This is a genomic window from Actinacidiphila epipremni (assembly GCF_012034175.1).
In the GTDB taxonomy this organism is placed as follows: Bacteria; Actinomycetota; Actinomycetes; order Streptomycetales; family Streptomycetaceae; genus Actinacidiphila; species Actinacidiphila epipremni.
The window spans coordinates 253626-267527 of record NZ_JAATEJ010000006.1 but is presented as its reverse complement, the minus strand read 5'-3'; the positions used below and the strand labels follow the sequence as shown (position 1 = coordinate 267527).

9 protein-coding genes are annotated in these 13902 nt (G+C 74.6%); 4 read left to right on the top strand and 5 right to left on the bottom strand.

Going from position 1 to position 13902, the window contains the following annotated elements:
- Nucleotides 1-67: 67 nt before the first annotated feature.
- A complete protein-coding gene (locus HCN08_RS11145) occupies nt 68-1042 on the top strand; it encodes an alpha/beta hydrolase (RefSeq protein ID WP_167982814.1) in 975 nt (324 codons plus the stop codon).
- Here HCN08_RS11145 and HCN08_RS11140 read toward each other — a convergent pair.
- Complete coding sequence (locus tag HCN08_RS11140) at nt 1039-2007, bottom strand: oxidoreductase (RefSeq protein WP_167982813.1); 969 nt, start codon at nt 2005-2007, stop codon at nt 1039-1041. The two genes, HCN08_RS11145 and HCN08_RS11140, sit on opposite strands and share 4 nt — an antisense overlap.
- A gap of 245 nt (nt 2008-2252) precedes the next feature.
- Here HCN08_RS11140 and HCN08_RS11135 point away from each other — a divergent pair, with 245 nt between their 5' ends.
- Entirely contained in the window at nt 2253-3443 is a 1191-nt protein-coding gene (locus tag HCN08_RS11135; RefSeq protein WP_167982812.1) for an epoxide hydrolase family protein, read from the top strand.
- A gap of 224 nt (nt 3444-3667) precedes the next feature.
- Here the strand turns inward: HCN08_RS11135 and lepB are convergent, their stop codons facing one another.
- From lepB to HCN08_RS11115, 4 genes are all read right to left on the bottom strand, one after another.
- Entirely contained in the window at nt 3668-4495 is an 828-nt protein-coding gene (gene lepB / locus HCN08_RS11130; RefSeq protein ID WP_167982811.1) for a signal peptidase I, read from the bottom strand.
- Between the two features lie 65 nt (nt 4496-4560).
- Nucleotides 4561-5955, bottom strand: a complete 1395-nt coding sequence (locus tag HCN08_RS11125) for a cytochrome P450 (protein ID WP_240969978.1) — start codon at nt 5953-5955, stop codon at nt 4561-4563.
- Nucleotides 5956-6176: 221 nt separating this feature from the next.
- On the bottom strand, nt 6177-7220 hold the full coding sequence (locus tag HCN08_RS11120) for a ParB/RepB/Spo0J family partition protein (protein WP_167982810.1): 1044 nt from the start codon (nt 7218-7220) through the stop codon (nt 6177-6179).
- 169 nt (nt 7221-7389) lie between these two features.
- Nucleotides 7390-9591, bottom strand: coding sequence for an MMPL family transporter (locus HCN08_RS11115; RefSeq protein WP_167982809.1), 2202 nt, complete (start codon nt 9589-9591; stop codon nt 7390-7392).
- A gap of 256 nt (nt 9592-9847) precedes the next feature.
- Between HCN08_RS11115 and HCN08_RS11110 the strand changes: the two genes are divergently transcribed.
- Nucleotides 9848-10987: an adenine nucleotide alpha hydrolase family protein gene (locus tag HCN08_RS11110; protein ID WP_167982808.1), complete on the top strand. Its 1140-nt coding sequence runs from the start codon at nt 9848-9850 to the stop codon at nt 10985-10987.
- Between the two features lie 104 nt (nt 10988-11091).
- Complete coding sequence (locus HCN08_RS11105) at nt 11092-13866, top strand: type I polyketide synthase (protein ID WP_167982807.1); 2775 nt, start codon at nt 11092-11094, stop codon at nt 13864-13866.
- Nucleotides 13867-13902 lie beyond the last annotated feature (36 nt).

Here is a 13902-nt window from a genome sequence, read left to right as displayed (position 1 = left end):
GCCGCCGAGCGGCGTGTCGCCGGGCCCCCACGCCAGCCGAAGAGCCCCGCACCCGGAGGTGCCCCGCATGCCGCTCCACCCGCAGTTCCAGGCCCTGCGTGACCGGCGCGCCCGCAGCGGGGAGCCGCCGCTGTACGCGATGTCGGTCGCGGACGCCCGTGCCGCCGACCTCGCAGCGATCCGGGCCGACGGCGGGAGCCCGCGGGCGCTGCACCAGGTGACGCACCGTACGATCCCCGGGCCCGGCGGCGCGCTGCCGATCCGGGTCTACCGGCCGGGGCCCGGGCGTCATCTGCCGGTGCTGCTCTACTGCTTCGGCGGCGGCTGGACCCTCGGCAGCCTGGACACCAGCGACGTGCTGTGCCGGACGCTCGCCGCCGAGGCGGGGTGCCTGGTGGTGAGCGTCGGCTACCGGCTCGCGCCCGAGCACCCGTTCCCGGCGGCGGTGCACGACTGCCACGCCGGGCTGCGCTGGGTCGCCGCGCACGCCCGGGAGCTGGGCGCGGACCCGGCGCGGCTCGCGGTGGGCGGGGACAGCGCGGGCGGCAATCTCGCCGCCGCGGTGACGCTGCTCGCCCGCGAGCGCCAAGGCCCGCCGCTCGCGGGCCAGTTGCTGGTCTACCCGAACACCGACCAGCTCGCCGACGACGCCTCGCTGCGGGAGAACGACGACCCGCACCTGTTCAACCACCACTCGGTGGCCTGGTACGCCCGCAACTACCTGCGCGACCCGGCGGACGCCGCGAACCCGCTGGCCTCGCCGCTGCGGGCCGCCGACCTGTCCGGCCTGCCGCCCGCCCTGGTCGTCACCGCGGAGTACGACCCGCTGCGCGACCAGGGCGAGGCGTACGCCCACCGGCTCGCCGACGCCGGCGTGCCGGTGGAGCTCACCCGCTACCCGGGCATGGCGCACGGCTTCTTCGCCATGGCCGGCACCCTGGACGCGGCGACCGCCGCGACCACCCAGGCCGCCCGCCACCTGCGCCGCTGCTTCGGACTCCCCGAGCACGACGGGGCCGAGGACGCCGGGGGCATCGGCTAGGCCGCGGTCGCGTATCCGAAGTCCGCCCGTACGCCGGTCATTTCCTCCGACAGCGTCCACAACCGGCCGGCGGTCGCGGTGTCGTGGAGGGTACGGGTGCGGTGCCAGGTGCGCGGGGCGCCGCGCTGCTGCATGGGCCCGCCCGGGGCGACGTAGCTGCCGCCGGGCAGGTCGGCGGTGGCCGCGTAGAGCACGGGTGCGGCGCCTTGCGCCGGGGGCTTGCCGAGCAGCCGCACCACCCGGCGCAGCACGGCGTGTTCGCCGTTGGCGCCGAGGACGTTGGTGCGGGTCAGGCCGGGTGCGGCGCCGATGCTCAGCAGCGGGGTGCCGGCCGCGTCGGCGCGCCGCTGGAGTTCCGCGGCGAAGTACAGGTTGGCCTGCTTGGAGCGCAGATAGGCCGCCCAAGGGCGGTAGCGGCGCTCGCAGTTGGGGTCGGCGAGGTCGAGCGCGGCGACCCGTTGCGCCTCGCTGCTGACGGTGACCACCCGCGGCCGGGGCGCCGCCAGCAGCCGTGGCAGCAGGAGCAGCGTGAGGGCGAAGGTGCCCAAGTGGTTGACACCGAAGTGGGTTTCGAAGCCGTCGGCGGTGCGGGAGCGCGGGGCGAGTGCGAGGCCGGCGTTGTTGACGAGTAAATCGACGCGTGCGTAGTCGAGTCGGTCGGCGAAGCGGCGGATCGCGCTGAGGTCCGCGAGGTCGAGCAGGCCGGTCCCGACGGTGGCGGACGGGTGCGCCCGGCGGATCAGGGCGGCGGCGGCGCGGGCCATGTCGGGCCTGCGGCAGGCGAGGACGACCCGGGCTCCGCTGCCGGCCAGCGCGCACGCGGTCGCGAGGCCGATACCGCTGCTGGCCCCGGTGACGACGGCCGTGCGGCCGGTCAGGTCGGGCAGCGCGAGCGGGGACGCGGACGGTTCCGTGCCGGACGGGGCGGGTGTGGCGGACGTGTTCGAGGTGGCTGACTTTTCCATTGGATGGTGCCCTCCCCCAAGGTGCGTCGATGCGACTACGCCATATGTCTGCGTGGTCTCCGTCGTTGTGACGGGCTGCGGTGACCCTAGGCGGCTGCGTCGTGTACCGACGACTTCGGTCTTGCTCCACTCACCCCCGGGGGACAAACCTTCACAACCGGAACGCACCGGAGCGGCGCCTTCCGCGCCGGGCCGGACGGCGGTGCCTTCCGGCCGGGGCCGGACCCGCGACGTAATCTGTGATCATGACCGCCGCCCCGCAGCAGCCTGAGCCGTTCGCCCTCACCACCGACCCCGGCGCGCTCGCGGACCTGCGGAGCCGGCTGCGGGCGACCCGCTGGCCCGACTCCCCCGCGGACGCCGGGTGGTCGCTCGGCACCGACCTGGGGTATCTGCGCGCACTCGTCGACTACTGGGCCGAGGAGTTCGACTGGGGCGCGCAGGAGGCCGCGCTCGCCCGGCTGCCGCACTTCCGGGCCGTGCTCGGCGCGGGCCGCCACCGGGTGCATTTCGTGCATGCGCGGGCCGCCGGATCGCCCGCCGGCGGGGCGCTGCCGCTGGTGCTCAGCCACGGCTGGCCCGACTCCTTCTGGCGGTACGCCAAGGTGGTCCCGCTGCTGACCGACCCCGGCGCGCACGGCGCCGACCCGGACGACGCCTTCGATGTCGTCGTCCCCGACATGCCCGGCTTCGGCTACTCCGACCGCCCGTCCGGCGACCCGCTGGACTCTGTCCAGGTGGCGGGGCTGTGGGCCGAGCTGATGGACCTGCTCGGCTACCGGCGGTTCGGCGCGGCGGGCGGCGACATCGGCAGCCACGTCAGCCGCTACCTGGCCCTGGACTTCCCCGACCGGGTCGCCGCCGTGCACCGCACCGACGCCGGCGTGCCGTACGCCCCCGGCGACCTCGCGGACCTGACGGCCGAGGAGCGCGACTGGATCGCCGGCGCGGCGGCGTGGGGCGCGAGCGAGGGCGCGTACGCGGCGATGCACCGGACGAAGCCGCAGACCGCAGCCGCCGCGCTCAACGACTCGCCGGCCGGGCTCGCCGCGTGGATCGTGGAGAAGCTGCGGGCCTGGAGCGACTGCGGCGGGGACGTGGAGCGCGCCTACACCAAGGACGAGATCCTCACCAACGTCACCCTCTACTGGCTGACGCAGACGATCGGCTCGTCGATGCGGATGTACCACGCCAACGCCGCGATCGCGCCGGAGCAGTTGGCCCGGCGGGTCGAGGTGCCGTCCGGCTTCGCGCTCTTCCCCGGCGACATCGTCCGCCCGCCGCGCGCGTGGCTGGAGCGCACGGCGCACACCGTACGGGTCACCGAGCCGGCGCGCGGCGGGCACTTCGCGGCGTTCGAGGAGCCGGAGCTGTACGCGGCGGAGCTGCGCGAGTTCTTCCGCCCCTACCGGTCCGCGGCGGCGGCTGCGGGCTGAACGGCGGCCGGGCGGGCTCCTGTTCGCGTCCGGGGCCGGGTGCGGTTCCGCGGACCGCCCCCCTCCGGCGGTCCGCGGGCACCCGGCCCCGCGGTGGCGGAACCCCGCGGGGCCGGTCCACAGCCCCGCGACATCCGCTCACCGTCTCCGACGACGTAGCCCGGCGATTTGTGAGACGCGGGGGGCGGCGGACCCGCAGCACCTTCCGCGGCGGACCCGCCGCGTCAGCGCGAGCCGGGCCCGTACGGTCCGGGCGCACCCGCACCCGTGCCCGCATCCACACCGGCAGCCGCACCCGCACCCGCTGCCGCGGCCTGCGCGGTGAGGCGGGCGCGGTGGCGCTTGGCCCGTACCGCGTTGGTCGTCAGCCCGGCGCCGCCGGCGAGGGTCAGCGCCAGGCCGATGGGCAGCGGGGCGCGGTGGCGTGGCGGGACGGCCGCCGGGTCGACGGCGACGCCCTTGACGGTGGACGCGGCGATCGTGCCGTCGCCGGTGTCGCCGGGGCGGTAGCGCGAGTCCAGGGAGTCGTTGCGGTTGTCGCCCAGCACGTACAGCCGGCCCTCGGGCACGGTGAGCTGCGAGGTGCGGTCGCGGGGCAGCGGCGGGGCGAGCAGGTACGGCTCGCGCAGCCGCTCGCCGTTGACCACCACCGCCCCGTCGGCGCGGAGTTCCAGGCGGTCGCCGCCCCGGGCGACGGCGCGCAGCAGATGGGTGGTGCCGGGCTCCTGGGCCCAGCCCGCGTCGGCGAAGAGGACGACGTCGCCGTCGCGTACCGCGGAGCCGCCGGTGCGGCGGATCATGACGGTGGCCCCGTCGGGGTAGGTCGGCCGCATCGTCACGCCCGTCGCGCGGACCTGCTCGTAGCGGGCGGTGAAGCGCACGGCGTAGGCGAACCCGACCGCCGCGACGACGATCCCGCCGCCGAGCACCCCGAGCCACAGCGCGAGCATCAGCCTGCTCCCGCCGGACCGCGCGAGCCTGGCCGGATACGGCTGCCACGTCCGCTGCCACGCGAACGGCTCCGCGCCCGGTCTGCCCTGCTCCCCACCCATGTCCTGCCCCCTCGCCCGTCCGCCGCCGCCGGCAGAAGGTGCATCATGGCAGGCCGGCGCGGGCGTCAGGCAGGCGGGGCCGTGAGGCGTACCGGAAGGGTCTCGTAGCCGCGCAGGACGACGCGGTCGCGGCGGGTCGGGGCGGTGCCGGCCGGGGCGAGCCGGGGGAAGCGGGCGAGCAGGCGGGGGAAGGCGACCGCGGCCTCAAGGCGGGCGAGGCCGTTGCCGAGGCAGACGTGCGCGCCGACGCCGAAGCTGAGCGGCTTGTTCGCGGGCCGCGCCGGGTCGAAGCGGTCGGGGTCGGGGAAGCGGGCCGGGTCGCGGTTGGCCGCGCCGATCAGCAGGATCAGCCGCGAGCCGGCGGGGATCGGCACGCCCGCCAGTTCCAGGCCCTCGGCGAGCGCCACCCGCGAGGTGACCTGCACCGGCGACTCGCAGCGCAGCACCTCGTCGACGAACGCGGCGACGTCGTCCTGGCCGCCGCCGGCCGCGCGCAGCCGCCGGGCGGCCTCGGGGTGGTCGAAGAGCAACTGGAGCCCGTTGCCGAGGAGATCGGTCGTCGTCTCGAAGCCGGCGACCAGCAGCAGCGTGAGGTTGGCGAGCAGTTCGGCCTCCGACAGCCGGCCGTCGTCCGCGTCGCGCGCGGCGGTCAGCGCGCCCACCAGGTCGGACCGGTCGGACGGGGCGTCGCCGCTGTCGTCGCGCCGCTCGGCGATCAAGTCGCCGAAGAAGGCGGCGAGTTCGACGGCCGCGGCGTCCGCGGGCGCCAACTGGCTGTGGTCGGTCATGAATTCCAGCGCGGTGGTGAGGCCGGCGGCGAGCCGGCGGAAGCGCTGCCGGTCGGTGACGGGCACGCCGAGCATCTCGCAGATCACGGTGACCGGCAGCCGGAAGGCGAACTCCGCCATGAAGTCGACGGGTTGGCCGTCCGCGCCCGACTCCGCGAGCCCGTCGAGGAGTTCGTCGACCGCCGCGCGGATCATCGGCTCCAGCGCGGCGATCCGGCGCGGGGTGAAGACCGAGCCGATGAGCGAGCGCATCGCGGTGTGCCGGGGCGGGTCGCTCTCCAGGATCGAGGGGGCGAGCAGTGCGAGCGCGGCGTGCTCGTCGCGCCGCTCCTGGCTGATCTGCGCGCCGGTCACGCCGTAACCGGTGCTGCGGAGGACCTGGTTGACCGCGTCGTAGCCGGCGACGACGAACCAGCCGCCGCCGATGCCGGCGACCGGGCCGATGCGGTGGGCCGTCGCGTACAGCGGGTAGGGGTCGATCCTGCCCTGCGGGGAGAGCAGTTCCATGGCGACGGCCACCGGGTCGGCGGGCGGCCCGGGCGGCGCGGCCTGCGGCGCCGGCTCCGCGTCGTGCGCGTGCGCCTGCTCGTGGGCCTGTTCCAGGGAGGCCGCCAGGGCCGTCCTGCCCATCGGCTCCGTGCGGCGGTCCGGCTGTTCCGGGGCGACGGCCATGGGGCTCCCTTCCTGCTCTTCCTCGTGGTACGTGGTGGGTTGCGCGCCCGCTGCGTTCTCGCTGCGTTCTCGCTGCGTTCTCGGTACGCGCTCGGTACGCTCCCGGGCCCGCGCGTGTGCGGGCACTGCCCCGGGGACGGCCCCGCGGGATCGTTCCCGACCCCTTCGCGGGTGTCAACGCGGCCGGGCCGCCCGGCAGTTGACCACTCGCCGGGAGGGCGTCAGCGCCGCTCCTCCAGCTCGTCGGCGAGCGTGAGCCAGGCCATCGCGCACTGCCGCGCCAGCTCGGCGACCGGCGCCGACCAGTGGTCGGGGATGGTGCCGCCGACGTCGCGACAGCCGTCCAGGTCCACCGTGTGGTGGTGCAGCCAGCGCAGCGCCACCCGCCCGGCGTCGCTGAACCGCAGCGAGGGGTCGCTCATCAGCTTGGCCAGCAGCGACCTGCCGTCCACCCGCGCGGCGGGCGCGGTGCGCCGGGCGGCGGGCGCCCCGCCGGCCGGTGCGGGCGAGGGCGCGGGCCTGGGCACCAGCTCCGTGGCCGCCGCCTCGCGGTATTTCGCCGGTACGGGATCCTCGCCGCGCCCGGTGCGCAGCCGTACGTCCCGTACGGTGGCCGGCGACAGGCCGGTGGCACGGGCGATCTCCCGCAGCCCGGCGTCGGGCCGCTCGGCGATCATCACGGCCGCCTGGCGGCGCCGGTCGGCGCTGTTGAGCGGCCGGACCCTGCCGTCCCTGCCGACCCGCTCGCGGGGCTGCGGGGCGTCGCACGCGGGGGTGGTGCGCAGCGCCGAGACGGTCTTGTCGGACAGCCCGGTGGCGGCGGCGACCGCCCGGTCCGACCACTGCGGGTGCAGCGCGATGATGAACTGCGCCGCGGCCCTGCGGTCCTGGGGCGGCAGCGGCAGGCCGTGCGTGACGTTGGCCCGTACCGCGAGGACGAACGCGGTGGCCGAGTCGCAGTCGACCATCCGGGCCCTGATGACGGTGCGCCCGTTGAGCTGGGCCGCCCGTACCCGGTGCATGCCGTCGATGACCTGCATCGTCGCCTGGTGCACCAGGATGGGCGGCAGGTCGTCGATCTCGGCGAGCGCCCGGGTGTGCACCGGGTCCTCGCCCGCCGAGCGCGGTGAGCCGAGCAGGACGAGGTCCGCCAGTTCCACCAACCGGATCGGACAGGTGTCCACCGAGATCCCGGGCGCGGTCTCCTTGCGCCCGACGACGAGTCCGACATGCTCCCCGTCCGTGTGCCGGACCAGATCCAACATGTTCCCAACCCCTTTTGTCCTGGACGTCTCCAGGACATCGGAACGTGGCGTGATCTCCTGACGTCGGCCGGGCTCCGTCGCCCGTGTCCGCCCCCGTGAACGGCCGGGAAATACAAGGGACAGCAGCCGGCCCCCCGGGGGAAGGGGCCAGCCGCCGTCGGTCTGCGGGTCACACGAGGTCGGGTTCCTTCACCCGCTCCTCGGGTTCCCCGGGCCCCGCGGGCCCCGGGTCGCGCGCGCCGGGGTCGGCCCGGCCGCGCAGCCGGGCCAGCGGGCCCGGCGCCCACCAGGCGGCGGGGCCGAGCAGCCGCAGCACCGCGGGCATGAGGACGACCCGGACCAGCGTGGCGTCGACGATCAGCGCGATCACCATGCCGATGCCGATCATCTTGGTGAAGACGATGCCGCTGGTGGAGAAGCCGGCGTCCACGACGCCGAGCAGCAGGGCCGCGGCGGTGATGATGCGCCCGGTCTTCTGCAGGCCGCCGGCGATGGCGTGGCCGGCCGCGTCCCGGGTGCGGGCGGCGGCGCCGGTGGGCCATGCCTCGCGGACGGCGGAGACGAGGAAGAGCTCGTAGTCGGTCGCGAGCCCGTAGAGGGTCGCGAGGATGAGCACCGGGACGGTGGGTTCCAGGAAGCCGGTCGCGGTGAAGTCGAAGGCGCCGGACAGGTGGCCCATCTGGAAGATCCAGATGATGACGCCGAACGACGCGGCGATCGACACGAGGTTCATCACCACGGCGACCAGCGGCAGCACCACCGAGCCGAAGGCGAGGAAGAGCAGCACGAAGGTGGCCGCCGCCATGATGCCGAGCATCCACGGCAGCCCGTCGCCGAGGGTGGCGAGCCGGTCCACGTCCATCGCCGGCCGGCCGCCCACCAGCACCTGCACGCCCGGGGGTTCGTGCAGCGCCCGGATGCCGCGGACGGCGTCGTAGGCGATGTCGCCGGTGCGCTCGCCGCGGTAGCCGACGTCGAGCATCGCCGAAGTGCCGCGCTGCGCGGCCACCTTGACGTCGGTGACCCCGGTGACGGTGCCGATGTCGCGTACCAGCTGCTGGAGTTGGGCCGCGTCCGCGTGGCCGACGTAGATCTCGATGGGTGCCTCGGAGCCGCCGGGGAACTCGGCCGCCAGGCGCTGCGAGACGATGCGCGCCTCGGTGTTCTTGGGCAGGACGCGCTCGTCGCTGCCGGCGAAGTGCACCTTCATGAAGGGCGTGGCGAACAGCGCGAGGATCACCAGGACACCGACGGCGTACGCGACGGGGCGGCGCATCACGGTGTGCGCGATGCGCTCCCAGCTGCCGCCGCCCCCGGCCGCCGCGGCGGCCTCGCGGCGCCGCCGGCCGGGCAGCGGCACGCGCCAGGAGTTGATGCGCCGGCCGAGCACCGCGAGCAGCGCGGGCAGGACGGTCAGCGAGCTGATCATCGCGACGAAGACGGCGGACATGCCGCCGAAGCCGATGGAGCGCAGGAAGACCAGCGGGAAGATCAGCAGGCTGGACAGCGCCAGCACCACCGTCAGGCCGGAGACCAGGACGGTGCGGCCGGCGGTCGCCAGGGTGCGGACGACGGCCTCGGCCGGTTCGTGGGTCTGGAGTTCCTTGCGGTAGCGGCTGACGATCAGCAGCGAGTAGTCGACGGCGAGGCCGAGGCCGAGCAGCGTGATGGTGTTGGCGGCGAAGGTGGAGACGTCGGTGAACTCGGCGATGACGCGGGTCGCGGTGAGCGCCCCGAGGATCGCCAGCACCCCGACGAGCAGCGGCATCCCGGCGGCGACGACCCCGCTGAAGACGATGACGAGCAGCACCAGCAGCAGCGGGAAGGCGATCATCTCGCCCTTGCTGATGTCCTTCTTGGCCATGTCGTCGGTGACGACGGCGAGCGGGACGACCCCGCCGACCTGCTTGGTCATGCCGGGTACGTCGAGATCGGCCTCGATGGCCTTGTACTGCTTGTTCTTGACGTCGTCGTCGAGCGACCGCAGCGTGATCAGCACGCCGGTGGAGTGCCCGTCGCGGGAGCGCAGCGAGGGCAGTCCGGTCTCGGTGTAGGTGGTGACGTTGGCGACCTCGGGGCGGTGCCGCAGGGTGGCGGCTGCGGTGCGCAGAGCGCCGGTCGCGGCCGGGTCGTCGACGGTGCCGGTGCGGGCGGTGTAGAGCACGACCACGTCGACGTCGCGGGCCCCGAGGTCGGCGGCGATCCTGGCCGAGGCCCGCCCCGACTCGCTGTGCGGGTCGTCGAATCCACCGGACTTGAGGGTGTCGAACACCCCGCCGCCCCAGGCGCCGCCGATGAGGACGACCACCACGCTGGCGGCGATCACCGCCCAGCGGAACCGCACGAGTAACCGGCCCCAGGTGGATAACATGACGACTCCCCGCAGTTGTAAGTCGCAACTCTCGGGGGAGAATACCCAACAGGGGTTGCTCACCGCAACCCTCATTCGCCGCCGCCCCTTCGGCCCCCCGGCGCCCGCCCCGGAAGGGCGAATTCGGCCGGGCGTTTGACTGCGCCGCCTCCGCAGTTGAACCGCCCGGGGCGGTCCGCCGGCCGTGGTTAGTCTGGGCAGCGCCTGACGGCATCCGGCGCGTGTCCCGCCTTCCCGTCGCCCACCAGGAGCGATCGTGACGAACTGCAGAATCTGCTCGCTGAGCGGCGAACACCCCGGGATCAGCGTGGACACCGAGGGCCTGTGCAATCTGTGCCGGCTCGATATCGCCGGCGACCTGCTGGTGAACTTCCGGTACACCAGCGCCGTATTCGACGAATTCCAGCGCGCGCCGCAGGATCCCGACTCGCGCTACGACTGCCTGTTCATGTACAGCGGCGGCAAGGACAGCACCTACATGCTGGACAAATTCGTCAACGAATACGGCAAAAGGGTGCTCGCCTACACCTTCGACGTCCCCTTCGAGAGCGCCCACGCGGCCGACAACATCCGGCTCGCCCGGGAACGCATCGCCGCCGACTTCGTCCTCGACGCCGACGACGAGAACATCAAGAGGGTGATGCGGGAGGTGTTCAACGCCCCCGCGCCGGCCAGGCCCGGCACCTACCTCGACGAGAAGCTGCCGTGCGCCTCCTGCCGCACCTTCTTCGTGCTGCGGGCCGTCCTGCACGCGCACCGCAACAACATCCGCTACATCGCGATGTGCGCGGACCCGCAACAGATCCTCACCATGGAGTCCAACGTCCGGGAAATCGTCCGCGGCTTCTACCAGCGCTTCGGCGACCGGCTCACCGACGAGGTCTTCCGCGGCGAACTGGAGGAGCTGCTCTTCGCCGAGGACGACGAACTGCCGCGTATCGTCTTCCCGTTCATCGCGATGCGGCACACCTACGACCCGGACCGGATCATCGCCGAGCTCAAGGCCAAGGGGCTGTACGAGTCCTCGCCGCTGGAGACGCACTGCACGCTCTTCCCGCTGCTGAACTACTACGCGTTCAAGCACTGGAACTGCATGTTCTACAAGCTCAACGCGGCGAGCCATCTGCGGGCGGTACACAGGAACGGCGCCGCGGGCGGACGCTCGACCTTCAGCATCAAATTCCCGCAGGTGATGAACATCGCCGAGATCGAGGAGCGGCTGCACAAGGTGACGCTGCAGATCGCCGCGGGCGAGGGCGACCGCGCCGAGCAGCTGCGCGAGGTCACCGGGATCTTCCGCGACCTCGACGCGGACGAGGACGCGGCGCGCTTCGTGGCCGAGAGCTTCGTCGACATGCCGAAGGTGGCCGCGGACGTGGGCATCCGGCTGCCCTGAGCGCGCCGGGTACGCGGCGCCGCCGCACCGCCACCACAGCGCCGCCGCACCGCCGCCGCACCGCCAGACCGTCAGACCCGTCACCCGAGGACGAAGGACGCAGCGTGGACCTTACAGACGACGTCCGTGACGCCGACGTGGCCATCGTCGGCATGGCCTGCCGCTTCCCCGGGGCGGAGGACACCGGGGCCTTCTGGCGCAACCTGTGCGACGGCATCCGGACCACCACCTACTTCACGGACGCCGAGCTGCGCGCCGCGGGCGTGAGCTCCCGCGACCTCGCCGACCCGCGGTACGTGAAGGCCGGCCAAGTGCTGCCGGACATCGACCGGTTCGACGCCGGGCTGTTCCGCATCCCGCGCGAGGAGGCCGAGATCCTCGACCCGCAGCAGCGGATCTTCCTCGAATGCGCGCTGACCGCGCTGGAGGACGCCGGCTGCGACCCCGACCGCTTCGCCGGCCCGATCGGCGTCTACGCGGGTGTCGGCCTCAACGCGTACGCGCTGCACCTGCTCGCCGAGCGCTACCGTGAGGCCTCCGAGGTCGAGCGGTACCGGCTGATGCTCGCGGCGGACAAGGACTTCCTGGCCACCCGGGTGTCCTACAAGCTCGGCCTGCGCGGGCCCAGCGTCAACGTCGGCACCGCGTGCTCGACGTCGCTGGTCGCGCTGCACATGGCGTGCCTGGCGCTGCTCGGCGACGAGTGCGACGCGGCGCTCGCCGGCAGCGCGCACATCCGCTTCCCCCAGGACCAGGGCTACCTCCACCAGCCCGGCATGATCTTCTCCCCCGACGGCCACTGCCGGCCCTTCGACTCCAAGGCGGAGGGCACGGTCATCGGCAGCGGGGTGGGCGTGGTGCTGCTCAAGCGGCTCACCGACGCGCTGGCCGACGGCAGCCGCATCCACGCGGTGATCCGCGGCACGGCGATCAACAACGACGGCTCGCTCAAGGCGAGTTACACCGCGCCCAGCGTGCGCGGCCAGGCCGCGGTGATCGCCGACGCGCTGCATGTGGCGCAGTGCCCGCCCGACACGATCGGCTACGTCGAGGCGCACGGCACCGGCACGGTGCTCGGCGACCCGATCGAAGTGGCCGCGCTCAACGAGGCGTTCGCGTCCGCCTCGCCCGGCCACTCGGTCGCGCTGGGCTCGGTCAAGTCGAACGTCGGCCACCTCGACACGGCGGCGGGCATGGCGGGCCTGATCAAGACCGCGCTGATGCTCTCGCACGCCAAGCTCGTCCCCACGCTGGACTTCGAGGCGCCGAACCCGGAGATCCCTTTCGACGAGGGGCCGTTCCGGGTCAACACCGAGCTGTGCGACTGGCCGGCGCCGCCGGACGCGGGACCGCGCCGGGCGGGCGTGAGCGCGTTCGGCATCGGCGGGACGAACGCGCATGTGGTGCTGGAGGAGCCACCGCCCGTGCGGCGGGCGGGCGTGGGGGCCGCACCCGGCGACGGGCCGGGGGCCGCTGCCACGGCGGTGGGCGGTACGGCTGCGGTGGGCGACGTCCCCGCGGCGGGCGGCACGTCCGCTGCTGAGGGTACGGCCGCGGTGGGTCGCGAGGAGCCGGCGTTGCTGGTCGTGTCGGCGGCGACGGAGGAGGCCGCGGATCGGGCGGTCGCGGAGCTGGCGCGGCATCTGCGCCGGAACGCCGGGACGCCGCTGGGCGACGTCGCCGGGACGCTGGCGCTCGGGCGGCGGATCCATCCGCACCGGCGGTTCGTCGTGGCGACCGGCGTGCGGGACGCCGCGATGGCGCTCGCAGTGGGCGGCCGGGAGCGGGTGCCGGCCGCGGAGGTCACCGCGGAGGCCGCGGCGGCGGCCTTCGTGTGCACCGGCACCTCGCCGGACAAGGGCGCGCACGCGGTGGCCCTCTACGAGCAGTCCGCCGCCTTCCGCGACGCCGTCGACACGTGCCTGGCCCGCGCGGAGGCCGGCAGCGACGCCCGTGCCGCCCTCACCGCCGGTGACGCGCCCGCCGCGGCGCTGGCCGAATACGCCACCGCCCGGCTGCTGCGGACCTGGGGCGTCCAGCCCGCCGCCCTGGTCGCCGCGGGCCCGGCCGGCTGGCGCGCGGCGGGCTGCCTGGCCGGAACGGTGCCGCCCGCGGTGATGCTCGACCCGCACGCCACCTGGCCCGCCGCCCCGGCGCCCGGGCTGCCGCTGTGGTCGGCCGGCGCGGCGGGCTGGTCGGGGCCCGAGGGGCTGCCGCCCGCCGCGCCGGACACGCCCGCGCCGGACACGCCCGCGCCGGGTGCGCCCGCGCCGGGTGCGGACCCGGCCGGTGACGCCGCCGCCCGGGCCGAGGCGATCGCCGCGGCGCTGCACGGCACCGCCTGGGCGCCGCTCGACCTGACGCCCGACCCGGGCCACCCGCCCGGCCTGCCCGCCGTGCTCGCGGCGCTGGGGCGGGCCTGGCTCGCCGGGCTGGTCGTCGACTGGGAGGCCTTCCACGCCACCCGGCCCTTCGTGCGGACGGCGCTGCCGACGTATCCCTTCCAGCGCGAGCGCTACTGGTACGACGGCGCCGCCGCCTCCCGTACGGCCGCGCCCGCGGCCCGCGGCGGGTCGCTGCGCGAGCAGCTGGCCGGGCGGCCCGCGGTCGTCCAGGCCGCGCTGGTCACCGAGTACCTGCGGGACGAGATCGGCCGGGCGCTGGGCCCGCAGCCCACGCAGGACGGGCTGCCCGACCCGGCGGCAGAGCTGTTCGACCTCAACGCGGAGTCCTTGATGCTCATCGAGCTCACCGCCAAGCTGGGCGACGAGCTGGGCCACGAGGTGCCGGCGACCGGCTTCATCGACTACCCGACGATCGACTCCTTCGTGGAGAACCTGTTCGAGGAGCTGCGCGAGTCCGGCTTCCTCCCCGAATAGCCCCCTGCCTCTCCCCTGCGGCCGATGTCGGGCCCC

Coding starts and splice junctions, on each gene's coding strand:
- HCN08_RS11145 (WP_167982814.1), top strand. CDS start 68: ATGCCGCTCCACCCGCAGTTCCAGGCCCTGCGTGACCGGCGCGCCCGC.
- lepB (WP_167982811.1), bottom strand. CDS start 4,495: ATGGGTGGGGAGCAGGGCAGACCGGGCGCGGAGCCGTTCGCGTGGCAG.
- HCN08_RS11115 (WP_167982809.1), bottom strand. CDS start 9,591: ATGTTATCCACCTGGGGCCGGTTACTCGTGCGGTTCCGCTGGGCGGTG.
- HCN08_RS11135 (WP_167982812.1), top strand. CDS start 2,253: ATGACCGCCGCCCCGCAGCAGCCTGAGCCGTTCGCCCTCACCACCGAC.
- HCN08_RS11125 (WP_240969978.1), bottom strand. CDS start 5,955: ATGGCCGTCGCCCCGGAACAGCCGGACCGCCGCACGGAGCCGATGGGC.
- HCN08_RS11120 (WP_167982810.1), bottom strand. CDS start 7,220: ATGTTGGATCTGGTCCGGCACACGGACGGGGAGCATGTCGGACTCGTC.
- HCN08_RS11140 (WP_167982813.1), bottom strand. CDS start 2,007: ATGGAAAAGTCAGCCACCTCGAACACGTCCGCCACACCCGCCCCGTCC.